This window comes from Winogradskyella jejuensis (assembly GCF_900129745.1).
GTDB lineage: Bacteria > Bacteroidota > Bacteroidia > Flavobacteriales > Flavobacteriaceae > Winogradskyella > Winogradskyella jejuensis.
Genome location: NZ_FQWS01000002.1, coordinates 1128514 through 1150329 on the forward strand (window position 1 = coordinate 1128514; position 21816 = coordinate 1150329).

Sequence of the window (21816 nt, forward strand, 5' to 3'; positions counted from 1 at the left end):
CGTCATTTAAACATTAGTGTTTAGGTAATAAGCTTAAGTCGTTTTAAATCCAGAACCACAATATTTCTGCCTTCTGATTTAATTAGACCCTTGTTTTTAAAATTGGTAAGCGTTCTAATAAAAGTCTCTGTGGCTACACCGGCTACACTAGCCAAATCATTTCTAGAAATTTTTATAGGATCATCTGGCTTACGATTTATCTTTTCAGCAAATTGAATAATTGTATTGGCTGTTTTTTTATTTACAGAACTATAAGCCATTTCTAAAAGTTGCTCTTTCACATTAGATAAGTCATCCGTTAGTAAATCTATTAATGCAATAGCAACTTTATGATTATCATTAAGAATTTTGGTGAGCTGTATAATAGAAATCCCCATGACTTGTGTTTTCTCAATTGCAGTTGCTGTCTCTTTATGAGTTATGGTATGTGTAAAAGACGTGTAACCAAATAAGTCGTCCTCTTTATATAGAGCTGTTGTCAACTCCTTGCCATGCTCATCTAGCTTGTGGCATTTTACAGCACCTCTAGAAATTAAATAAATTTGATTAGAGTGGTCACCTTCGTTATAAATTATCTCATTCTTTTCAAAACTTAATTCTGTACCATTATTATCAAAATAGTTTTTTAAATCGTTTAAAGAGCGAAGTTCTTCAGTCTCCACTTCAGCTTTATTAAGACCTCCTTGTTCCTTGAGTATAGCTACTTTAGCCAATCTACTTTTAATGGCACTTACCAATTCATCTTCTGTAAAGGGTTTTGTAATGTAGTCATCGGCTCCCATATTCATGCCTTTGCGTATATCTTGATGCTCTGTTTTAGCAGAAAGAAATATGAAGGGAATATGACTTGTTTTGTTGTTTGTAGAGAGTTGTTCTAAAACCTTATATCCATCCATTTCTGGCATCATTATATCACAAATAATTATATCTGGAGTGTTTAATATTGCAGTTTTTACCCCTTCTTTTCCATTAGATGCAGTTACTACCACGTAATTGAGAAGCTCTAACAACTCTGCCGTATTATCTCTTAATACAATATCATCTTCTATGAGTAGTACTTTAGTTATCATGAGCGGTTGGTATTTGTAAAGTTACTGTTGTGCCTTTGTTCTCTTTACTGGTTAGAGATATGTTTCCGCCTAAATTCTCTGTATGCGTTTTAGCTATATTAAGACCAATACCTGTCCCTTGCATATTAAGCACGTTCTCTGCTCTAAAATACCGAGTAAATATATTCTCCAAATCCTTTTTAGGAATACCTATACCTTGGTCTTTTACTTCAATTTGGGTAAAGCCATTTACTTGAGTGATTTTAATGTCTATTTCTGAGTTTTCATTCGAATATTTTACAGCATTCTGGACAATATTTGTGAGTACGAGCTCCAAAATTCTTTCATCTTGGTACATGGTCATTTCATCAATATTATCTGGGTAATTAATGCGTTGCCCCTCTTTTAGTAACATATTAGCATTGTAAACCACCTCATTAATAACTTTACTGAGGTTAAAATGACTAAACTTATAATTCACCGTTCCTGCCTCTAAACGCTCTATAGATAAAAAGTCATTAAGAATATTGTTGAGATAATGTACCTTATCTTTTATAATACTTAAGTGTTTGTTTCTTTTGTCTTGTTCTTGCTCTTGCTTATATTTTTCGAGAAGCATTACGGACGTAGAAATACCGCTTAATGGTGTTTTGAATTCGTGAGAAACCAAGGATAAGAATTTTGTTTTAAGGTCATTGAGTTCCTTTTCTTTACTTAGGGCAATTTGTAACTGTTCGGTTCTCTCTTTAACTTTTTTCTCTAATCTATTTAAGTAATCTTTTTGCTCAGTGATATCCGCTATAATAGCCATAAATACAGGTTTCTCTTTCAGATAAGACAGTTGCAAATGCACATTAACAGGATATGTTGTGCCATCTTTTCGTTTATGGATGGTTTCAAACTCAACTTTCTCTTTTTCTTTATTAAGTAGTGGTTGTATATATTTTGCTCTGAGGACTTTTTTGTCAATATTTATTTTAATATCCAAAGGAGACATTGTTTTAAGCTCTTCTAAAGAATAACCAATATTTTCTATGGCCCCACGATTTACAGATATAAACTTTAAATCGTGTGCATCAAAGACATAAATTTCGTTTAAGGATTCGTTAAAAATTGTCGCCAAATGGTTACGTTCTTCTTCTGCTCTTACTCGTTCCGTAACATCATTTTGTATACCAATAAAGTTGGTAATAATACCTCTTCTGTTTGTTATTGGTGTGATGTATAAATCATTCCAAAATAGAGTACCATCTTTTTTATAGTTACGTAAAGTCACCAAACAACTCTCTCCTATTTTAATTGCATTTCTAAGTTTATAAAGTGCTTCTTGCTCTTTGTCTTTTCCCTGCAAAAATCTACAGTTTTTGTTTAAAACTTCTTCTCTAGAGTACCCTGTTAATTCTGTAAAAGCTTTATTACAGTAGACTATTGGATTATCTGGCTTTTGCGCATCTGTAATTAAAATACCATTACTAGCAGATTCTAAAGCTTTGCTACGCAGCATAAAATCGTATTCGCTCTTTTTTTGTTTAGAGATATCCTTTATTAAAGCCATGACATAAGTCTTGTCGTATATTTTAAAAGGATTGAGTTCTATCTCTACAGGAATAATTTCGCCAGATTTTGTTAGACCATAAACTTCTGTAGTCTTAGCCATTCTACGCTGTGTATTTAGCTCTATAAATTCTTTTACGTGTTTATCATGCTTTTTATGATAATTAGAAGGAATAAGGATGTCTAAATGTTTATTCTTTATATCTAACTTATTGTAACCAAAAACCGTTTCTGCTACGCCATTAATTTCCATTATGTTCTGATTTTCATCAACAATAACTACGGCTTCTGAAACTGTTTCTAGAAGAATATTAAATATTTCTTGGTCTTGACCTATCATGATAGAACATGTTAATGGCACTCCTTTAAATATACGAAATTTAGCCCTAATATTCTATGACTATGATGAATATCATTCTTTAATATTTAGCAATAAAATACATTAGCCTATCCATAATCTAGTTAAGAAATGACAACAGAATTATCAAAGAATATAGGTGCCATATTTTATGCCATTGCAAAAGCAGATGGCAACCTTAGTTATGAAGAGTATTGTCGCTTTATAGATTATACAGAAAAGAAATGGAGCCATCTAAGTAAGGATGAGTATAAGTACATGAAAGAAACCTTTAATGAGCTACAGGCATGTAACGCAAACCCAAATACCTGCTATACTAATTTTGTGGAGTACTTAAGAAGGAATCCAGCACTATTTACCAAAGATTTAAAAAGTCTTATCTTAAAAACAGCAAATAAAATTGCTCATTCGTTTGCTGGAATTAATAAATCTGAACTTATTTTGTTGGCGAAACTTAGTCTTGAACTCAAAAAACAGTAGAGAATGAAAAGCGATTTTAACTCTATAATTAATTCTAGCATACCTGTATTGGTAGACTTTTATGCAGATTGGTGTGGCCCATGTAAAGCCCTTGCACCTATACTAAAAGATGTAAAAAGCGAAATGGGTGAAGCCATAAAAATTATAAAAATTGATGTTGACAAAAATCAGCCACTAGCAAATAGGTATCAGGTAAGAGGTGTCCCTACGTTGATACTCTTTAAAAACAAAAACCAAGTTTGGAGACAATCTGGCGTTTTACAAAAGGAAAGTCTTATTTCTATCATTAAGCAGCACAGCTGATATACTCCCTTTATTGACCAATATCATTTTGCAAACTTCTAGTAGATACTACATTTATCCTTCAAATTTTAAAATGTTGTATCATGAAAAATCTATTGGTATTATTGGTAACGATTTTGTTGGGTTCTATAGAAATTAATGCTCAAAAAATAGACGATATAAGTTTTATTTCGCCATATAATGATGGTGTTGCTGCAATAAAAAAAGATAATCAATGGGCTTTTATAAATACTGAAGGCAAAATAGTAGTTGATTACAGAGATGATTTGGTTATTACCAATTTTGAAGACTATGACTATCCCGTATTTAATTCTGGACGCTGTTTAATTGAAGAAGTAAAAGACGGTATATCCTATTACGGATACATAGATAAAGAAGGTAATACAATAATACAACCTCAATATCTCAACGCCACAAATTTTGAAAATGGATTGGCAATCATACTTGAGCTACACAAAAACATTCTTGGTAAAAACGATGTATTAGACAAGAAAATGATTGATTATAGCTACACGGAATCAGCAATAAATCCAAACGGAAAAATTGTACATTTCCTATCAGAAAAGCCGACACATATCACGCTATCAAAGGATTTTATAAAATCCCCTCCAGAAATTAAGTCCAAGTTTATTTCTGAAACACTTGTTGCTCAAAAGAATGGTAATAGAACTTGGTCTATAAAGACTTTATAGATGCATAATATGCGACTTATTTATCACATTTTTATAGCTATCTGTTTTGTATCATGTTCAGATAATACTGAGAAAATACAACCGCAGGAACAAGAACTCACTGAGTATGTTTATGCGTCTGCAACTATTCAGCCTGATAGCCTATATCAAGTTTATGCCGCAGTATCGGGTATTTTAGACAGTAACCTTGCTGAAGAAGGTGATTTAGTTTCTAAAAACCAACCCATAATTCAGATTATAAATAGCACACCAAAACTTAATACGCAAAACTCTAAATTAACACTAGACTTAGCAAAACAGAACTACAATGGAAGTTCCGCAATACTTAGAAGTATACAAGACGAGATAGTTGCTGCTCAAATCAAATTAAATAACGACTCTGTTAATTATTTCAGACAAAAAAATTTATGGAAACAACAAATAGGTTCAAAAGCAGAGTTTGATAATAGTAAGTTAAGTTATGAGTTAGCCTCTAATAGTCTAAAATTATTGCAAAGCAAATACTTAAGAACAAAGAACGAACTAGAAACTGCTGTAAAACAAGCTCAAAACAATTATAAAACGTCCTTAATTGCAACAAAGGATTTTACTGTAAAAAGTAAAATTAATGGCAAACTATATGCACTCTACAAAGAACCAGGAGAGATTGTAAATACTATGGAAGCATTAGCTTCTATTGGAAGTAAAAACAATTTTATTATAGAGCTTCTAGTAGACGAAGTAGACATTGTTAAAATACAAGTAGGAAAAGATCTCTTAATGACTCTAGATGCCTATAAAGGTGAAATCTTTAAAGGCAAAGTATCTAAGATTTTACCAAAAAAAGATGAAAGAAATCAAACCTTTAAAGTTGAGGCCGTTTTTGAAAGACCTCCAAAAGTATTATATCCGGGTTTGTCTGGCGAAGCCAATATTATCATTGCAAAAAAAGAAAATGTTCTCACAATACCAAAAGCATACTTAATTGATGATAACAAGGTAAAAACAGAAAAAGGACTAATAAAAATTAACAAAGGCTTACAAAACATGGACTACGTAGAAATAATATCTGGCATCGATAAAGACACATACATCTATAAACCCAAATAATGAATAACTGGAGTGTTATATTAAGTATTGCTAAAACCCATCTTATAACTAAGATTAAACAGACCTCTACTGCTGCCCTTGGTGTGACTTTTGGTATTGGCTCTTACATTACTCTTGTTTGTTTTATGACAGGTCTAAATGGCATGCTAGATGACCTTATCTTAAACCAAACACCTCATGTACATATTTACAACGAGATAGAACCTTCAAAAAAACAACCCGCTTCTTTTATAGATGATGCTAAAGAGAGTTTTACTGTAGTACACTCTATAAAGCCCAAACTAAGTCAAAAGAAAATTCATAATGCTTTACCTATCATCAAATATTTAGAAAACACTGAAAATATTAAAGGAGCTTTACCTCAAATAAAAACACAAATATTCTATATGGCGGGCTCAATAGAATTAGGCGGAAATCTTACAGGTATAAACCCTGTAGATGAAGCCAAGTTATTTAACATGCAAGATTATATTGTAAAAGGCTCAGCAGAAGCATTAGAAAATAGTGATAATGGGATTCTATTAGGTATTGGAATTGCTAGAAAAATGTCTTTAAAAGTTGGAGACCGTGTGCAGGTTAGTCCTATAAATGGAGGCATTTTCCCTTTAAAAATAGTGGGCTTCTATCAAAGTGGCATTGCAGACCTTGATGCCATACAAAGTTTTACAAATATTAAGACTGTACAACGCATTTTAGGTAAACCCAAAAACTATATAACGGATATTAATGTCAAGCTTTACAATATGGAAGGTGCTGTTGCTTTAGCTCAAAAAATTGAGCAACAATTTAATCTTACAGCGATAGATATTAATACTGCAAATGCACAATTTGAAACCGGTACAACTATTCGTAACCTAATCACTTATGCCGTTTCTATAACATTACTTATTGTTGCAGGCTTTGGTATATATAACATATTGAACATGCTCATTTATGAAAAAATGAATGATATAGCCATACTCAGAGCCACAGGATTTTCTGGTAAAGATGTACAACTTATTTTTATGAGTCAGGCTATGATAATTGGATTTATAGGAGGTGTCTTAGGTCTACTTATAGGTTTTGGTTTGGCAAGTTTAATAGATACTATTCCGTTTCAAACTGAAGCCTTACCAACTGTAGAGACTTACCCTATAAATATGAACCCTGTTTTCTTTGTTATAGGTTTTTCTTTCGCAATGCTTTCAACCTTCCTTGCAGGCTACTTACCTTCAAAAAAAGCTAAAAAGATTGACCCTGTTCGTATAATTAGAGGCCAGTAAAAATGGATAACGTACTCGAAGCAAGACATATAGACAAATACTTTAAAAAGCCTGTACTCTTTCATGTATTAAAGGACTTGAATTTTGAAATAAAAAAAGGAGAGTTTGCATCCATTATGGGAAAATCTGGTTGTGGAAAATCTACCTTACTCTACATCTTATCTACTATGGATACAGATTATGAAGGAGAACTTTATCTAAACAATACCTTAGTCACAGGAAAAGACAATCAGTACCTATCATACCTTAGAAATAAACATATAGGCTTTGTGTTTCAGTTTCATTATTTACTATCAGAGTTTACTGTTTTAGAAAATGTGATGTTACCTGCAAAAAAACTAGCTGAAAAATCACTGGAAGAAATTGAACAAGATGCTATTGAAAAACTAAAAATGTTGGATATAGACCATTTGGCACCAAAAAGAGCATCTAGGATTTCTGGTGGGGAAAAACAACGGGTAGCTATTGCTAGGGCATTGATTAACGACCCTTCGATAATCATGGGTGATGAACCTACCGGAAATTTAGACAGCTATAATGCTAATAATGTTTTTAACATCTTTAAGCGTTTAAGCGATGAACAAGGTTTGTCTTTACTCATTGTAACTCATGACGAAGAATTTGCAAAAAAAACGGATAGGATAATTCAAATGTCCGATGGGAGAATTTTACAATAACTAGCATCTCTACTCTTCAAAACCCAATAAATAGACTCTTAAAACTGATTAAGGTCATTCTTATTCTACATAAATTAAAATATTTTTAGTTCAAAACCATATATGCCGTGATTAGAGCTTTAAAAGATATTGAAAGTAAACATCTACTAGCCAATAACTATATAGGACACTTATCTTATTTATTTAAAGACAAGCCTTATGTACTTCCTATTACTTATTATTACGATGTTTTAAATAATATAATCATTGGATATTCTGGAAAAGGACATAAAATAAGAGCTTTACGCATTAATAATCAAGTAGCTATGGAAGTGTCCGAAATAGAATCGGTAAACAATTGGAAATCCATTTTAGTACAAGGTTCTTATAAAGAGTTTGAAGGTAGTACCGCAAAAATAAATCTTCATAAATTCTCAGAAGGTGTTAAAGAAGTTATTAGCAAAAAAGAAGGCAAAGATTTAAAATTTCTTAGTGAATTTTCGAGTAAAATATATAAAGAAGGTCCGCCAATAGTTTTTAAAATTAATGTTGAAGAAATAACAGGAAGAGAAAGAAAGTATAGTTAAAATGAGACAAAATCAATCAAATAGACGCCTAATCATATGGAGATTTATAGCACGATACGGACTACTATCAATTACACTATTAGTACTCACCTTTTCAATTCTCTCTGGAGCTGAAGTCAATAACAATGATTTAGATGGCATTATTAAAAATATACCTAACGCATTTCCTTGGTTAATTTTATTACTTCTCTTAATAATTGCCTGGAAATATGAGCTCATAGGAGGAATTTTAATATTCTCCTATGGGTTATTTATTATATACTATTTTAACTTTAGTGGAGATAATTTTTGGTGGCCAAGTCTAATCCTAACTTCACTCATAAGTGTCTTTGGAATGTTATTTCTTGTTAGTTGGAATATTTCTAACACAAACAAATGATTCTTAAGATATTATTTAATATTGGTTAATGATTTTAAAGATTATTGATTTTGTCAGGTGAATAGTAAAAACATAATCTTACATAAAATTTAAAAATAATCTAACCCAAATTGATGAATATCATTGTTCTACGTTTGCATATTCTCTTCCTTTGAATAAAACTTAAATAATGATATGGCTAGTTATAATACTGCTATTACTATCAATCCTTTTGTGTCTGCTATTGGTACCAATAACCATGGTAATAGATACAATTAACAACACGTATTATTTAGAATTAAAAGGTTTAGCTAAAGCTAGTGTGATTGAAGATAATATTGAAGTTTTAAAGATAAAAATGAGAATATTATTCTTCAAATCTTATATGTATCCTCTAAAGAGGATGGCCATTAAAAAATCAAAAAAGACTAAAGTCTTAAAACCAAAAAAAGAGAGATTTATTAACTCTAAAAACTTAAAAAGAGTATTACGAGTTATAAAGTCCTTTAACATTAAAAAATTCTATTTGAATTTAGATACTGGGGATTACACAGCAAACGCGAAGCTTTATCCTGTCTTTAGTTTTTTAAACTTTTACAAAGCAACAAATTGCAATGTAAACTTTGTCGGAGAAAACAACGTGCAGCTTATTATACAAAACAGGCCTGTACGGATTATAAAATCATTTATTAATCTTTAAATAATAAAATTATGGAACTACATTTAGAAGAATTACTGACAAAAATCACAGATTTTATGAAAACAGAAGCCAACACTGAAACTGTTGTTGGTAAAGAATTTCAATTAGGCGAATTTAAAATTGTACCTGTTATTAAAGTAGGTATGGGATTTGGTTCAGGCGGTGCCGAAGGTTCCGAAACAAAAGGAAAGAAAGGTGAAGGCTTAGGTGCTGGAGCTGGCATGGGTATTGAGCCAATAGGTTTTTTAGCTACCAAAGGAGATGAGATATCATTTATTGAAGCAGGTAAGGCGCACGGATTAGCAGCTGCATTTGAAAAAATGCCAGAAGTAATCGAAAAGATAATAGAAAGTAGAAATAGAGAAACTATGACTACTTAACCTAGTTTGGTGAGTTTATTAAGCCGAGTAGATTTAATAATCTACTCGGCTTTTATTATTAATCTAATTGCTTCTTTTTCTCAAGTCGTTCTAACTTTCTAAAATAACCTCGAGTTAAAAAATTATGTTTAAGAGCTTCCATACTCTGATTAAACTTATCTGTTCCTTCATTAACGTTCTTAATAGTAGATTTTAAGCTATTAACCAACGATGTATCATTAAGTATATAGTTTACAGCACCTCCATTAGAGTTAATATTATTAATTAAATCATTAGAATTCTTAAGTAAACTTTCTATTTCTATACTTGAGGCTTCAAGATTGGACACAATATTTTTTAGTTTTCTTCCAGATATCGTATCATTAATCATTTGACCCAAAAGTGTATTCTCATTTGTTTTAATATCTGTAAGAATTGCATTAAGCTCATTAACCGATTCAGTTGCTTTAAAAGATGTTACCTTAAGATTATAAATAGATTGGCTTAAATTTTTAGCTACTAATGTATCGTTTATAAGCATACCTATTGTTCCTTTTCCCTCTATTATAGCATTAGTAATTTTAAGAAGGTCTGAAGCCAAAATCGCAATGTTTTCTGAACTTGAACCCAACGTAGTTAAAATATCATCTGCTCCAATCTTGCTGTACGATTCAATAATATCTCCGTTTTTAACAGATGCTTCTGTACCTTTGCCAGGCACAATATTTACTATCATATTACCTACCAAACCATCAGAGCCAATAGTAGCAATAGCGTCTTTTTTAATATGAGAAATTATTTTCTCCTCTATAGTCATATCAACCTTTATAGTTGAATCATTAATCATTGATATGTTTTTTACCGTACCAATATCAATACCTGAATAGCGTACATTATTTCCTTTTTGTAGCCCAATTACATTCTGAAAATAAGAGCTTATCGTAAAAGTTTTCTTAAACATATCTTGTCGTTGGCCAATAAGATATATTCCGGTTACAAATAATATAGTACCAATGATTACAAATAAGCCCAGTCGTATTTTTTGTGATTTTGATTGTTTCATCGCTCTAATGTTTAAAAAATGCTTTAATCTTCGAATCTTTAGAAATAGACAGTTGCGCATAAGTGCCTTCTGCATAATTAATTCCATCTATTAATAAAATCATACGGTCGGAAATCACTCTTGCACAATCAACATCATGAGTAATAATTAGTGAAGACGTTCCATATTTTTTCTGAATTTCCTGCATTAATATTATTATTTCCTTAGCCGTAATTGGGTCTAATCCACTCGTAGGTTCATCGTATAAAATTATTTTAGGCTGCAGAATCAAGGTTCTAGCCAAAGCTACGCGTCGTTTCATACCTCCGGATAATTCAGAAGGCATTAAATCTATAGCTTCAGCTAGTCCAACATTTTCTAAAGCTTTAATAACCATAGAATTTGTATCTACTTTACCATCAAATTTTTCTGAATGACGTCGCAAAGGAAATTCTAAATTTTCTCTCACCGTCATAGAATCATACAAAGCACTTCCTTGAAATAAAAAGCCAATATCTGCTCTCAGGATATCAAGCGTTTCTTGATTCAAAGTTGTAATATCTTTACCCATTACAGAAATAGAACCTTTATCTGCTTCCATTAAACCTACAAGACACTTAATCATTACGGATTTTCCTGACCCTGATTTCCCCATGATGACTAAGTTTTCACCCTTACGTAAAGTCATATTAAAACCGTTAAGCACATGGTTATCTCCAAAACTCTTATACAAATTATTGATTTGAAGAACTATGTCTTTTTGATTCATAGTATCAGTATGCTTTGATATGTGTTTACCTTCACTCATAAATCATAAAAAATATCGGTTACAAACACAGCAATAAAATCAATAACAAAAAGTAATAACGATGTAAAAACTACTGCAGAATTAGCCGATTTACCTACTCCTGCCGTACCTTTTTTACAGTAATAACCTTTAAAACAACCAACTAAACCAATAGCAAAACCAAAGAAAAAAGACTTTATAGTGGCTGGTATTATATCTCCAAACTCTAATGAATTAAAAACTTGATTAAAGTATAAAGTGAAAGAAACGTTTCCTTTTAAATTTTCTACTAAAAATGAGCCATATAACGCCACTGCATCTCCGATAATTACTAAAAGCGGTAACATCATTGTAGTTGCTACTATTCTTGTAACCACTAAATATTTAAATGGGTTGGTACCTGAAACTTCCATGGCATCGATTTGCTCCGTAACTCGCATAGAACCAAGTTCAGCTCCGATACCAGAGCCTATTCTACCTGCACAAACTAATGCGGTTATCATGGGGCCAATTTCTCGCACAATCGAAATACCAACCATAGATGGCATCCAAGATACAGCACCAAATTCCATCAAAGTAGGTCTTGTTTGCAGAGTTAAGACAAGTCCAATAATAAACCCCGTAATTATGACTAACAATAAAGAGCGGTTACCCATGCTATAGCATTGACATAACAGCTCTTTAAACTCAAATGGTGGCTTTACCGACTCCTTAAAATAGCGTCCTGCGAAATAAGATAGCTCTCCAATTTCTATAAAAAAGGAATCTATTTGCTGTCTTAAGCTTCGGATACTTAACATTATTTGTGACCATTTTCATCAAATTTATAGGAATATACTTGCTCCAGAAATGATTATAATCACTTAACAAGCAACTAGATAAACAATATCTGAGTACCTTCTTGATCTGCTCTATTATAGAAGTCTCCAATGGTTAAAATACCATCTAAATCGTCAATAAAATCCTTCTCTTCTAGATGAAACATTTCTACAGCTAGCTTACATGCCCAAAGCTTACATCCAGAATCTGAAAGTATTTCTAAGAATTCTCCTATTGGTGGCATATCTAGTTTTTCCATTTCCTTTTTCATCATTTTGGTAGCTAATGCCTCTACTCCAGGCAAACCACCCAACATTGTAGGTATGTGCATTGCAGGGTTACCAACTGTTGCCACATGAAGGTGTTCTAGTTTTTTCTTCTGTATGGCTTCTAATCCAAAAAAGGTGAAAAATATCTCAGACTCTATACCTTCCATACGTGCGCCATTAGCCATGACAAAAGCCGCGTAAGCATTCTCAATTGTAGCTTTAGACAGTATAAAAAGCATTTTTTTAACTTTAGTGCTCATGATTTATTGATTTATGGTTTAGATACAACTTTTAGGTTTTGGAATACCTGCTATTAAAGTAGATTTCTTTAAAGGTCCTCCTGGAAACAGATTATAAAACTCTTTAATGTTAATAACACCACTACGCTTTATACCTCTTATAGATAAAGGTTCTTCTTTGCGATGCTTATCTTGGAGATACTCTATAACTTCCCAATGCTTTTCCGTCATAACAACATTACATTCGCCCGCTATACATTCACAAACTTCTCGGTCCCATTGCTTAAAGTCTATTAAATAGCCTTCTTCATTTACATCTATTTCTCTATTTGCAATTAACTTTTTCATGATTTCTAAATTTTTGATTCTATATTTATTTTAAACTTACTATTCAAAATTCTTTCCTTTCAGAGACATCTTTGAGGGTACAAATGGTATAGGGATGCCTTTTAAAAGCATATTCCAATAAATCCATCGAAAAGCCAACTTACCCCAATGATTCATACGGTTTTCCTTTAGTAAACTCATAGGGCCGATACCTTGAAATGGAAACTTTCCTTCTACTGGCTCATGGTCGTAATTAAAGTCTATGAGTAAGGCTTTATTATTTCCTGTTTCTACGAAACAGTTGGCATGACCATCAAAGTCTTCTTTTAGAGGCTTTCCTTCAATATATCTAAGGATGTTTTCTTCAAGTATTTCAGCTTCAAAATGCGCTACAGAGCCTGCTTTTGATGTTGGTAAATTGGTAGCATCTCCGATGACAAAAATATTTTCATGATTTTTAGACTGTAACGTGGTCTTATGTGTAGGGATAAAATTTAGCTCATCACCTAAACCAGAGCGCTCTATAAGTTCATCACCCATATTTGTAGGTACTGTAACAAGCAAATCATACTCAACTTCAACATCTGCATAGTCAACGATTTTGTTGTTCTTATAATCCACACGCTCGATATTAAAGTCAACCACTTCTTTAATGTCTTTTTCTTCTAATAAATGATGTAATGCTTTAGTAGCTTTTGGCTTAGTAAATGCACCACTTAGTGGCGTAACATAGGTTATATCTACTTTGTCACGCATCCCTTTTTTTCTAAAATAGGAATCCGCTAAAAATGCAAATTCTAGAGGCGCAACAGGGCATTTTATTGGCATTTCTGTAATATGCACAACAAGCTTTCCGCCTTTCCAATCACGCAGTTTATCTCGTAGAGCTTTAGCGCCCTCATAAGTATAAAAATCAAAAATAGTTTTGTACCAATCTGGTCCAGACATTCCATCAATCTCTTCTGGGGCAGTCTTAGAGCCAGTAGCTACTACGAGTATATCATAAGGTAGCATTTCATCATCTTCTAGTTGTATAGTATTAGCGTCTGGATTGATAAGCTCTATCAGCTTCTGCACATAATTGACGTCCTTGGGAATAAACTTTTTGCCATCCTTTTTCACTTGATTTTCAGTGTAAATATCAAAAGGCAAAAACAAAAATCCTGGCTGATAATAATGCGTTTTGTATTGGTCTATGATGGTAATTTTCCAGTCCTTCTTTGGGAGCTTTTTTACTAAATGATTAGCCATCATTGTACCAGCTGTACCCGCTCCTAATATGATTAAATTTTTCATTGCTAATATTCTTTAAATATGACTAAGCATATGATTTTAACTATGAATAAAGTTACTGTGATACAGCAAAAACTCGCATGACATCTGTCATATTCTTATGTAGCAAATGTTACATATCACAACTATATGAAAAACAGTGCTTTATGACGGTTTTAAAGATTCATAAACGCAGCAATTTTCATCTATGATAATTGTCATGTATCCCTCATTATTCTGCCCGTAATTTTGTGAATATCACATAGCTCAGACATCGATTTTTTAGAAAAAAAATAAACAGTCATTCAGCATATTTTTTTGCTGAATACCATAAAAACTCTCATCATGAAAACAACTCTTCTTAAATTTTTTGCCTTGTTATTCTCAACGGCTCTATTTTCACAAGCGGGTCATATTATGCAAGGTGTAGGGAATGTGAATATGTCTATGGGTGGAGCAGCTACTGCACAACCTCTAGATATTTCTGGTGCACTGCACTGGAATCCAGCATCGATATCAACTTTTGACGATAAGATTATACGCTTTGATATTGGGTTTTTCTTCTCGTCCCCAGAGTTAAGTGCCAGTTTACCTGAAGGTTTATTATTTCAAGCTGGAGATATGGGGCCAGGTTCACCAGCCTCACCTCCTGTTTTTGGTACTACAAAAGATGATAGAGGTGTTTCTCCTCTACCAGCTTTGGCTATGGTTTGGGGTAAAGAAAATAGTAAGCATACTTTTGGTGCTTCTGCTTTTGGCATTAGTGGATTTGGGGTTACTTTCCCTCAAGAAACCAACTTACCTTTTGACCAAAATGGAATGCCAAACGCTAACTGGAATCCAAACAACTCAAACCCTGTGACTTGGCCACAAGCCTTAAGAGGTTTTGGGCATATAGAATCTGAATACATACTCTTACAAATAGGTTTTACATGGGCATACGAGATTTCAGACAAACTTTCTTTTGGTATACAACCTACATTTAACTATGCAAATCTTGAGTTAATGCCAAATCCTACGGCTAATCCAACTATGGCAGGTTATCCAAGCACAAACAAGGCTTATGCCACAGGTTATGGTGCACAGTTTGGACTATTTTATGACTCTGGAAAAGGATTTAAGGCAGGTGCATCTTATAAGACAACACAAACATTTAGCGATTTTGAATTTGACAACACCTACTTAGATAATTCTACAGGTAATAACTCCTTTAATATGGATTACCCTTCAATATTATCCTTTGGGCTCGGATATTCTACTGATAAGTTTGACTTAGCTTTAGATTATCGTTTAGTGGATTATGAAAACACTGATGGGTTTTCAGAAACAGGATGGACACAAACGGGTTCTGTAGCAGGCTTTGGTTGGGAGAATATTTCCATTATCTCTGCTGGTCTACAATACAAAGGCTTTAATAAGTTACCATTGCGTGTGGGTTATACATACAGTTCTAACCCCATTAATAGTGATGTAGCTTTTTTCAATATTCCCGCTACAGCGGTTATTAAAAACGCCTTTCAACTTGGTTTAAGTTATCAACTTTCTGATAGACTTTCGTTAGATAGTACATTCCATTATGGGTTTAGTGGAGACGCTACTGAGGGACAAATATTAGACCCTATGCAAGTTTCTCCTGCAAATCCGCTTGGTGCTATTCCTGGCACATCAGTATATTATGATATGAAGACATCTATGATTATGGTTGGTGTGAACTATATATTTAATAAAAAGGCTGATGAATAGTATGTTGTGTTGTATTATTTAAAATTCATCCTTTTGCACAAATGTGGCAATATAATTTTTAAAAATTGGGCTGTCACATTTGTTTAATCAATATTTATAAAAAGCTATAACTTTATAAACTATGAATTTATCCGAACAAAACTATTGGACACAACGCTATAAAGAAGAACGCACAGGTTGGGATATTGGCTATGCATCCACTCCAATAAAAACATATATTGACCAGTTACAAGATAAGACTATAAAAATCCTAATACCTGGTGCTGGTAATGCGTATGAAGCCGAATATCTATTCAATATAGGTTTTAAGAACGTATTTGTTATGGATATTTCTGAAATTCCGTTAGAGGATTTTAAAAAACGAAATCCTGATTTTCCTAAAGAAGAATTACTGCATGAAGACTTTTTTAATCATAATGAAACTTATGATTTAATCATGGAGCAGACATTTTTCTGTTCATTTGTACCTACTGATAAAAATAGAAACGCTTATGTAAAACAAATGCATCAATTATTAAAAGCTAATGGAAAACTTGTAGGATTGTGGTTCGATTTCCCTTTAACTGGTGACATGGAAAAACGTCCCTTTGGAGGTGATAAACAACTGTACTTAAAATACCTCGCGCCACATTTTACAACAAAAGTATTTGATAAAAGCTACAATTCTATTCCAGAACGAGCGGATAAAGAGCTATTTGGTGTGTTTATAGCTAAATAATTCTCTTAAATGCTTTAACATTTAGGTCTTTCTTTAACATTCTCTTATGTTAATAGTCCTTAAATACAGTTAAACCCTGTTAAACGACTTGACAAAATTGCTTTCTGCCATATATTAATTATAAAGAAAACACAAATCAGCACTAGCTTTAACCATCTTTCTTTATTGCAATATTTATTGCTTTCTTTTTTTCTAGTGTTTCAAAACAAATTATTAATCTTTTAAAAAAATCACATTTAATTATGAATGATAAAAAACTTGTACCCGTAATTTTTGGAATGAATGTTTTACTAGCAGATTTTCATATGTATTATCAAAAACTTAGAAATTTCCATTGGAACATTAGTGGGAATAACTTCTTTACACTACACAATAAATTTGAAGAATTGTATAATGACGCTAGAGTAAAAATTGATGAAATAGCAGAACGAATATTAACTCTTAAATACCATCCTATAAGTAGATATAGCGAATATTTAAAAATATCAAATATTGAGGAAGTAAAGACTATTACGGAAGCCGAGACTATGATAAAAGAATTGAAGAATGACCAGTTAATTATCATAAATCAAATAAGAGAAACTATTGAGCAAGCAGATAAAGCCGCAGATGAAGGTACAATAGATTTATTAGGGGCATACCTCAGAGAGATGGAAAAAGAAAACTGGATGTTAAGTGCTTGGCTCGAAGAGACGCATCAAAAAGTTGATGCCAAAATGATTAAAGCCTAATTAAAACAATAAAACTAAATAACAACATGAACGAAGAAAAAACAATTATACTAGATAAACTTAACTCGTGGTGGGATGCTTTGGTATCAAACTTGCCAAACTTAGGTATTGCTGTAGTTGTAACTACTTTATCTTACTTTATATCAAAGTTAGTCTATAACATCACCAAAAAACTTATCTATAATAGAGTTAAACAAACATCAGTTGTAAGATTAATTGCAAGAATAAGTTCAACCGTAGTAGTCTTAGCTGGTTTATTTTTAGCATTAAGTGCACTAAATCTTGGTGATACCTTAAATACCCTACTTACAGGAGCCGGAATATCTGGTTTAGTTATTGGTTTGGCATTGCAAGGCACACTATCAAACACGTTTTCTGGTATAGTTCTTTCGTTCAGAAAAAATATAAGAGTAGGAAACTGGGTAGAAACAAATGGCTATGCAGGAGAAGTCATTGATATTAATCTCAACTATTTTGTATTGAAAGAAGCCGATAATAATATGGTTGTAATACCAAATAAAACTATTATTGAAAACCCTTTTAAAAACTACTCTTTAACCTCTAAGATGAGAATTACAATTGAGTGTGGTATTGGCTATGAATCTAATTTAGAAGACGTTGAAAAAATTACCAAAGACACTTTAAATTCCTGCTTTGACCAAGAAGCAATAGACAAAGAATTAGAGTTTTATTATACTGAATTTGGGGATAGCTCAATTAACTTTATTACAAGATTTTGGATAGATGGTAAATCTGGTTTGGACAGATTAAGAGCAAAGAGTAAAGCCATGATTCAATTGAAGAAAGCATTTGATAAAGCAGATATCAACATTCCATTCCCTATCAGAACGTTGCAATTTGATGGTAATCTACCAATTACTCAAAAACAAAATCACACAGTGGCTGAGATGAACTAATAAGTAGTTCATTTATCCAATAAATTTTCAAATATTTTACTAACCTTAAAAAGACAACTATGTTACGCTGGACAATTATATTTATTATTATTGCAATAATCGCTGGAATCCTTGGATTTGGAGGAATAGCAGGAGCTGCTACAGGAATAGCAAAAATCTTATTTTTTGTATTTCTAGTATTATTTATCATCTCTCTATTTAAAAAAGGAGCTACTAAATAATTAATGAACTTACTTATAACTTAAAATCATTAAACATGAAATTAAAAACAATAACTTTTGCATTATTAACATTACTATCAATATCACTTTTCAATTGTAGAGAACAGACTACTGCTGAAAAAGCAGGAGAAGCTTTGGAAGAAGGTGTTGAAGAAGTAACGGATGAGATTGATGATGCTACCAAATAGAATTTCAAATATTTTTAAATAAAAAACCGCAACTATCGTTGCGGTTTTTTTTGCGGAGAAAGAGGTAAGTGAACCTCTTACGTAGTGCCTTTATTTATTACTGTTTCAGTCCTGTACCATTGTTGGGTCACCTAATAGGTCACCTTTATACCTTGTAGTAAAGATAAGGAATTTACTTGATTAATCCTTGTACTTTACTGATTTCAAAGCCCATAAAGTCGCAAAATTCATCGATAGTAACTAACTGATGAGCTTCTTTGTTAAGGCGTTCTTTAATCGCTTTGATTATTGTTCTGCCATAACGCTCACTCTTTCCTGTTACTACCTGCACGTCTTTAGGGTAAATACAGATTCTACTCATTCACTTTAAATTTAAAATTAATACTCTAACTATACTTTATCTATACCGTTGCTATAAAGCACTTATATACAATATACGACTAATATCCCATTGAAAAAACTAACTAAAACGGAAGTTTTGGCAACTTATAAACACTACGGAAGCACTCTAATGCATTGACATTCAATAGCTCGTATATTTGATATTCATCATCAAAAAATGTATTAGTTATGGCAAAATTAAAAGGTATTATTAAGTTAGAGGGAACGTTAGACAACCTAACTTTTTACAAAGCAAAAGAGGGTTATTTAGTAAAAACTAAAGGCGGTGTTTCTAAAGAACGTATTCAGAATGACCCAGCATTTGAGCGTACTCGTGAAAACGGTTCAGAATTTGGAAGTTCTGCATCATCTGGTAAGTTATTGAGAACGTCTGTAAGAAACTTAATGATTAGAGCAAAAGACAATCGAGTTTCAAGTCGTGTTACTCAAAAAATGACTCAAATTAAAAACTTTGATACAACCTCTGTAAGAGGACAAAGAAATGTAGCTACGGGATTAGCAACACCAGAAGGTAAAGCCACATTAAAAGGCTTGGATTTTAATAATAAAGCCATTTTAAGTGCTGTTTTATTCGCTCCGTTTACTGTAGATGGTGCAACAGGTGAAATTACGATTCCAAATTTAACTCCTGCGAATGATATAGCATATCCAAGTGGCGCAACACACGTAAGTTTAAGTTCAGCATTTCTTAAAGTTGACTTTGATACAACAGATAATTCAATTGAATACAGTCCAACTGTAAATATTCCGATAGATTCAACCTCTGCAACTCAAACACTAACGCCTGCAGGTGTACCAACAGGCACAGGAAACGATATATTCGTTTTATTAGTAGAGTTCTTCCAAGAGATTAACGGTGTTCAGTATCCGCTTAAAAATGGCGCATATAACGTTTTAAATATCGTTGAAGTAGCATAGTTTCATTCTGACCTTTGAAGCTGAAAGAGTCCTATAATTTTTATTGTAGGGCTTTTTCTTTTGCCATAATTTTTTTGAAGAAAAGAAAAAAGATAGCCAATGTTAAAGGTAGCGTGGATGATGCTGTCAAGGTTTTTGGGTAAAAGTTTTTTACTCTAAAATCTTGAAACCTATAACGATTGCTTCATAAAAAAGTTTTATTCAAAACCCGTAGGGCGTGACCTTTACAGTATTGAGCGTTGGCTGATGGAAGCTACCTATATTTGCTCTCTTTTTTATTTTATTACCTCAACTCATTCTTCTTTAGTAAGGCAATTATTTCTTGCTTATTGTAATATCTTCTATTGCCAATACCATAGCTTTTTATTTTACCCTTGTTTGTCCAATGCCAAAGTGTAGTAATATTAATCTTTAAAAAATCTGCTGTTTCTTGTCTTGTTAGATATACATCACTTTCATTACTATGTAAATCATCTAAATATTGTTTAATCTTATTTAATAGTTTATCTGCTACTTTATCCGCTAATTCATCTACTGTAATTTCTTGAATTTGTATTGTCTTTGTTATCATATTATTACTTTTTAAGTTGTTATAAAATGAAAGTTAACGAAATGAAGCAAACAAAGATTTGAGGTAAGGAATACTTGGACTTAACGATGATTTTGTGCAGTTGAATGAGATAACGTCATTTTCTTTGAAGTTCCAATGTGAGCGTGGGATAAGCGGATATTTTACATAATACCAGTTATAGCTACGAAAATATAAGAATACTGCGTTAGCAAACCCTTGAAAGGATTTTTGCTACTATAACTTGTATTATGTAACATAACTTGGGTGAGTTTAGGGTTTTATGATATAATAATAACAGAATAGCTTATTGCAGTTTGGTTTGATTTTATGAAAAGCAAAGCTGTAATATGCTATTACCTTAAAGACAAAAAAACGCTAAACTTGTTAGGTGAGCGGAACAACACAAAAGAAAGAGGATTTTGAGGTACGAAAAAACTGGGTTTTGGGTTGTGGGGACTTATATAAACTGATTTACCTTCTTATCAAACAATACTTTATCTATTGGATTCAATAAATAATTTTTTAAAGAATAATCATCAAAAAGACCTGACTCTTTTATTTTTTTACTCAATTTTTTCTTTGCATCACCATTTTCAATCGTTTCGAGCTTATTGTAATAAATGTATAATAAAGGTGCAATTGTATTTGAGGATAGATTCAATTTTAAAGTATTATAGTATTCTGTTTTTTCATCAGCACTAATTTCAGATTCAAATATTAAATCGGTTATATGATTCACAAAATTGAAATATCTAACAAAAACATCTTCATAAGTCTTTACCATATTACTATTTAAAATTGATAATAAATCCATATCACTTACATCAAAATCTTTATCTGGTGAGAAACCCTTACGCAAGTATTTATAAGTGTCAGAAATAAGTTCTAAGCCATCATTTTCAAGATAAGTTTTGCCGTTTGGATTATCAACATTATGATGCTCTAGGAAGAAAATAAAGTTATTCAATGATAGAGTAAGTTTACTTGTAAAATTGTTCTTATATAAAACTGAAAAATATAACATTACACCTGTAAATGTTATTATTACACCAACAGAACCTAGTAAAATAGTTGCTAAACGTGATAAATTATTTAAATGCCACATTGAAGAGTCAAGCATACCATACCTAATTATATATGTAATTATAATGCCTACTAAAATAATTAATGCGCTATAAAATAAATTAGTCGCAAACTTTCTTGTG

The 21816-nt window shown here is 32.1% G+C and carries 28 protein-coding genes; 17 read left to right on the top strand and 11 right to left on the bottom strand.

The window, feature by feature from the left end:
* Positions 1-20: 20 nt before the first annotated feature.
* Both BUB95_RS12935 and BUB95_RS12940 read right to left on the bottom strand, forming a co-directional pair.
* Entirely contained in the window at positions 21-1067 is a 1047-nt protein-coding gene (locus BUB95_RS12935) for a response regulator (protein ID WP_143185611.1), read from the bottom strand.
* Positions 1060-2943, bottom strand: coding sequence for a PAS domain-containing sensor histidine kinase (locus BUB95_RS12940; RefSeq protein WP_073087132.1), 1884 nt, complete (start codon positions 2941-2943; stop codon positions 1060-1062). Before BUB95_RS12940 ends, BUB95_RS12935 begins: the two co-directional genes overlap by 8 nt.
* Positions 2944-3072: 129 nt before the next feature.
* Between BUB95_RS12940 and BUB95_RS12945 the strand changes: the two genes are divergently transcribed.
* The 10 genes from BUB95_RS12945 (at position 3073) to BUB95_RS12990 (ending at position 9468) form a co-directional block, all read left to right on the top strand.
* Entirely contained in the window at positions 3073-3441 is a 369-nt protein-coding gene (locus BUB95_RS12945; RefSeq protein WP_073087134.1) for a hypothetical protein, read from the top strand.
* 3 nt (positions 3442-3444) lie between these two features.
* Entirely contained in the window at positions 3445-3744 is a 300-nt protein-coding gene (gene trxA, locus BUB95_RS12950) for a thioredoxin (protein WP_073087135.1), read from the top strand.
* An 83-nt stretch (positions 3745-3827) separates the two neighbouring features.
* On the top strand, positions 3828-4436 hold the full coding sequence (locus BUB95_RS12955; protein WP_073087137.1) for a WG repeat-containing protein: 609 nt from the start codon (positions 3828-3830) through the stop codon (positions 4434-4436).
* A 9-nt stretch (positions 4437-4445) separates the two neighbouring features.
* Positions 4446-5525, top strand: a complete 1080-nt coding sequence (locus tag BUB95_RS12960; RefSeq protein WP_073087452.1) for an efflux RND transporter periplasmic adaptor subunit — start codon at positions 4446-4448, stop codon at positions 5523-5525.
* Positions 5525-6787: an ABC transporter permease gene (locus BUB95_RS12965; RefSeq protein ID WP_073087139.1), complete on the top strand. Its 1263-nt coding sequence runs from the start codon at positions 5525-5527 to the stop codon at positions 6785-6787. Before BUB95_RS12960 ends, BUB95_RS12965 begins: the two co-directional genes overlap by 1 nt.
* Positions 6788-6789: 2 nt before the next feature.
* Positions 6790-7464, top strand: coding sequence for an ABC transporter ATP-binding protein (locus tag BUB95_RS12970; RefSeq protein ID WP_073087141.1), 675 nt, complete (start codon positions 6790-6792; stop codon positions 7462-7464).
* A 107-nt stretch (positions 7465-7571) separates the two neighbouring features.
* A complete protein-coding gene (locus BUB95_RS12975; protein ID WP_073087144.1) occupies positions 7572-8030 on the top strand; it encodes a pyridoxamine 5'-phosphate oxidase family protein in 459 nt (152 codons plus the stop codon).
* Between the two features lies 1 nt (position 8031).
* Positions 8032-8409 (top strand): DUF7670 domain-containing protein, encoded by a 378-nt coding sequence (locus BUB95_RS12980; RefSeq protein ID WP_073087146.1) that lies wholly within the window; start codon positions 8032-8034, stop codon positions 8407-8409.
* A gap of 238 nt (positions 8410-8647) precedes the next feature.
* Positions 8648-9088: a hypothetical protein gene (locus BUB95_RS12985; RefSeq protein WP_073087148.1), complete on the top strand. Its 441-nt coding sequence runs from the start codon at positions 8648-8650 to the stop codon at positions 9086-9088.
* 11 nt (positions 9089-9099) lie between these two features.
* Positions 9100-9468 (top strand): GerW family sporulation protein, encoded by a 369-nt coding sequence (locus tag BUB95_RS12990; protein WP_073087150.1) that lies wholly within the window; start codon positions 9100-9102, stop codon positions 9466-9468.
* 58 nt (positions 9469-9526) lie between these two features.
* Here the strand turns inward: BUB95_RS12990 and BUB95_RS12995 are convergent, their stop codons facing one another.
* The 6 genes from BUB95_RS12995 to sqr form a co-directional block, all read right to left on the bottom strand.
* Positions 9527-10510: an MlaD family protein gene (locus BUB95_RS12995; RefSeq protein WP_073087152.1), complete on the bottom strand. Its 984-nt coding sequence runs from the start codon at positions 10508-10510 to the stop codon at positions 9527-9529.
* 4 nt (positions 10511-10514) lie between these two features.
* Positions 10515-11297 carry an ABC transporter ATP-binding protein gene (locus tag BUB95_RS13000; RefSeq protein ID WP_083573382.1) on the bottom strand — a complete coding sequence of 261 codons (783 nt, stop codon included), beginning with the start codon at positions 11295-11297 and terminating at the stop codon, positions 10515-10517.
* Positions 11294-12076: an MlaE family ABC transporter permease gene (locus tag BUB95_RS13005; protein ID WP_073087154.1), complete on the bottom strand. Its 783-nt coding sequence runs from the start codon at positions 12074-12076 to the stop codon at positions 11294-11296. The genes BUB95_RS13000 and BUB95_RS13005 overlap by 4 nt, the downstream gene beginning before the upstream one ends.
* A 74-nt stretch (positions 12077-12150) precedes the next feature.
* A complete protein-coding gene (locus BUB95_RS13010) occupies positions 12151-12624 on the bottom strand; it encodes a DsrE/DsrF/DrsH-like family protein (protein WP_073087156.1) in 474 nt (157 codons plus the stop codon).
* Positions 12625-12642: 18 nt separating this feature from the next.
* Positions 12643-12951, bottom strand: coding sequence for a TusE/DsrC/DsvC family sulfur relay protein (locus tag BUB95_RS13015; protein ID WP_073087158.1), 309 nt, complete (start codon positions 12949-12951; stop codon positions 12643-12645).
* Positions 12952-12990: 39 nt separating this feature from the next.
* Positions 12991-14226 (bottom strand): type III sulfide quinone reductase, selenoprotein subtype, encoded by a 1236-nt coding sequence (gene sqr / locus BUB95_RS13020; protein WP_073087160.1) that lies wholly within the window; start codon positions 14224-14226, stop codon positions 12991-12993.
* A 321-nt stretch (positions 14227-14547) separates the two neighbouring features.
* On the opposite strand from sqr, the gene BUB95_RS13025 reads away from it, so the two are divergent.
* The 6 genes from BUB95_RS13025 to BUB95_RS14355 all read left to right on the top strand — a co-directional run bounded on the left by BUB95_RS13025 (position 14548) and on the right by BUB95_RS14355 (position 18720).
* Positions 14548-15945, top strand: coding sequence for an OmpP1/FadL family transporter (locus BUB95_RS13025; protein ID WP_073087162.1), 1398 nt, complete (start codon positions 14548-14550; stop codon positions 15943-15945).
* Between the two features lie 121 nt (positions 15946-16066).
* Positions 16067-16663, top strand: coding sequence for a methyltransferase domain-containing protein (locus tag BUB95_RS13030; protein ID WP_073087164.1), 597 nt, complete (start codon positions 16067-16069; stop codon positions 16661-16663).
* Between the two features lie 242 nt (positions 16664-16905).
* Positions 16906-17394 carry a Dps family protein gene (locus BUB95_RS13035; RefSeq protein ID WP_073087166.1) on the top strand — a complete coding sequence of 163 codons (489 nt, stop codon included), beginning with the start codon at positions 16906-16908 and terminating at the stop codon, positions 17392-17394.
* 26 nt (positions 17395-17420) lie between these two features.
* Positions 17421-18311, top strand: a complete 891-nt coding sequence (locus BUB95_RS13040; protein ID WP_073087168.1) for a mechanosensitive ion channel family protein — start codon at positions 17421-17423, stop codon at positions 18309-18311.
* Positions 18312-18370: 59 nt separating this feature from the next.
* The gene (locus tag BUB95_RS13045; RefSeq protein ID WP_073087170.1) at positions 18371-18532 is read left to right on the top strand and encodes a DUF1328 domain-containing protein; all 162 of its coding nucleotides are present in this window, start codon (positions 18371-18373) and stop codon (positions 18530-18532) included.
* A gap of 35 nt (positions 18533-18567) precedes the next feature.
* Entirely contained in the window at positions 18568-18720 is a 153-nt protein-coding gene (locus BUB95_RS14355) for a hypothetical protein (protein ID WP_200777210.1), read from the top strand.
* Positions 18721-18892: 172 nt separating this feature from the next.
* Here the strand turns inward: BUB95_RS14355 and BUB95_RS13050 are convergent, their stop codons facing one another.
* Complete coding sequence (locus BUB95_RS13050) at positions 18893-19081, bottom strand: hypothetical protein (protein WP_035325018.1); 189 nt, start codon at positions 19079-19081, stop codon at positions 18893-18895.
* Between the two features lie 209 nt (positions 19082-19290).
* On the opposite strand from BUB95_RS13050, the gene BUB95_RS13055 reads away from it, so the two are divergent.
* A complete protein-coding gene (locus BUB95_RS13055; protein WP_073087172.1) occupies positions 19291-20040 on the top strand; it encodes a hypothetical protein in 750 nt (249 codons plus the stop codon).
* 283 nt (positions 20041-20323) lie between these two features.
* Here the strand turns inward: BUB95_RS13055 and BUB95_RS13060 are convergent, their stop codons facing one another.
* Together BUB95_RS13060 and BUB95_RS13065 are read right to left on the bottom strand one after the other, a co-directional pair.
* Complete coding sequence (locus BUB95_RS13060) at positions 20324-20611, bottom strand: helix-turn-helix domain-containing protein (protein ID WP_073087174.1); 288 nt, start codon at positions 20609-20611, stop codon at positions 20324-20326.
* Between the two features lie 457 nt (positions 20612-21068).
* A complete protein-coding gene (locus tag BUB95_RS13065; protein WP_159432649.1) occupies positions 21069-21731 on the bottom strand; it encodes a hypothetical protein in 663 nt (220 codons plus the stop codon).
* Positions 21732-21816: the final 85 nt, after the last annotated feature.

Excerpts from the sequence above, each read along its gene's own strand:
- BUB95_RS12940 (WP_073087132.1), bottom strand. The coding sequence starts at position 2,943 with ATGATAGGTCAAGACCAAGAAATATTTAATATTCTTCTAGAAACAGTT.
- BUB95_RS12945 (WP_073087134.1), top strand. The coding sequence starts at position 3,073 with ATGACAACAGAATTATCAAAGAATATAGGTGCCATATTTTATGCCATT.
- trxA (WP_073087135.1), top strand. The coding sequence starts at position 3,445 with ATGAAAAGCGATTTTAACTCTATAATTAATTCTAGCATACCTGTATTG.
- BUB95_RS12955 (WP_073087137.1), top strand. The coding sequence starts at position 3,828 with ATGAAAAATCTATTGGTATTATTGGTAACGATTTTGTTGGGTTCTATA.
- BUB95_RS12960 (WP_073087452.1), top strand. The coding sequence starts at position 4,446 with ATGCGACTTATTTATCACATTTTTATAGCTATCTGTTTTGTATCATGT.
- BUB95_RS12965 (WP_073087139.1), top strand. The coding sequence starts at position 5,525 with ATGAATAACTGGAGTGTTATATTAAGTATTGCTAAAACCCATCTTATA.
- BUB95_RS12970 (WP_073087141.1), top strand. The coding sequence starts at position 6,790 with ATGGATAACGTACTCGAAGCAAGACATATAGACAAATACTTTAAAAAG.
- BUB95_RS12980 (WP_073087146.1), top strand. The coding sequence starts at position 8,032 with ATGAGACAAAATCAATCAAATAGACGCCTAATCATATGGAGATTTATA.
- BUB95_RS12985 (WP_073087148.1), top strand. The coding sequence starts at position 8,648 with ATGGTAATAGATACAATTAACAACACGTATTATTTAGAATTAAAAGGT.
- BUB95_RS12990 (WP_073087150.1), top strand. The coding sequence starts at position 9,100 with ATGGAACTACATTTAGAAGAATTACTGACAAAAATCACAGATTTTATG.
- BUB95_RS12995 (WP_073087152.1), bottom strand. The coding sequence starts at position 10,510 with ATGAAACAATCAAAATCACAAAAAATACGACTGGGCTTATTTGTAATC.
- BUB95_RS13000 (WP_083573382.1), bottom strand. The coding sequence starts at position 11,297 with ATGAGTGAAGGTAAACACATATCAAAGCATACTGATACTATGAATCAA.
- BUB95_RS13005 (WP_073087154.1), bottom strand. The coding sequence starts at position 12,076 with ATGTTAAGTATCCGAAGCTTAAGACAGCAAATAGATTCCTTTTTTATA.
- BUB95_RS13010 (WP_073087156.1), bottom strand. The coding sequence starts at position 12,624 with ATGAGCACTAAAGTTAAAAAAATGCTTTTTATACTGTCTAAAGCTACA.
- BUB95_RS13015 (WP_073087158.1), bottom strand. The coding sequence starts at position 12,951 with ATGAAAAAGTTAATTGCAAATAGAGAAATAGATGTAAATGAAGAAGGC.
- sqr (WP_073087160.1), bottom strand. The coding sequence starts at position 14,226 with ATGAAAAATTTAATCATATTAGGAGCGGGTACAGCTGGTACAATGATG.
- BUB95_RS13025 (WP_073087162.1), top strand. The coding sequence starts at position 14,548 with ATGAAAACAACTCTTCTTAAATTTTTTGCCTTGTTATTCTCAACGGCT.
- BUB95_RS13030 (WP_073087164.1), top strand. The coding sequence starts at position 16,067 with ATGAATTTATCCGAACAAAACTATTGGACACAACGCTATAAAGAAGAA.
- BUB95_RS13035 (WP_073087166.1), top strand. The coding sequence starts at position 16,906 with ATGAATGATAAAAAACTTGTACCCGTAATTTTTGGAATGAATGTTTTA.
- BUB95_RS13040 (WP_073087168.1), top strand. The coding sequence starts at position 17,421 with ATGAACGAAGAAAAAACAATTATACTAGATAAACTTAACTCGTGGTGG.
- BUB95_RS13045 (WP_073087170.1), top strand. The coding sequence starts at position 18,371 with ATGTTACGCTGGACAATTATATTTATTATTATTGCAATAATCGCTGGA.
- BUB95_RS14355 (WP_200777210.1), top strand. The coding sequence starts at position 18,568 with ATGAAATTAAAAACAATAACTTTTGCATTATTAACATTACTATCAATA.
- BUB95_RS13050 (WP_035325018.1), bottom strand. The coding sequence starts at position 19,081 with ATGAGTAGAATCTGTATTTACCCTAAAGACGTGCAGGTAGTAACAGGA.
- BUB95_RS13055 (WP_073087172.1), top strand. The coding sequence starts at position 19,291 with ATGGCAAAATTAAAAGGTATTATTAAGTTAGAGGGAACGTTAGACAAC.
- BUB95_RS13060 (WP_073087174.1), bottom strand. The coding sequence starts at position 20,611 with ATGATAACAAAGACAATACAAATTCAAGAAATTACAGTAGATGAATTA.
- BUB95_RS13065 (WP_159432649.1), bottom strand. The coding sequence starts at position 21,731 with ATGCTTGACTCTTCAATGTGGCATTTAAATAATTTATCACGTTTAGCA.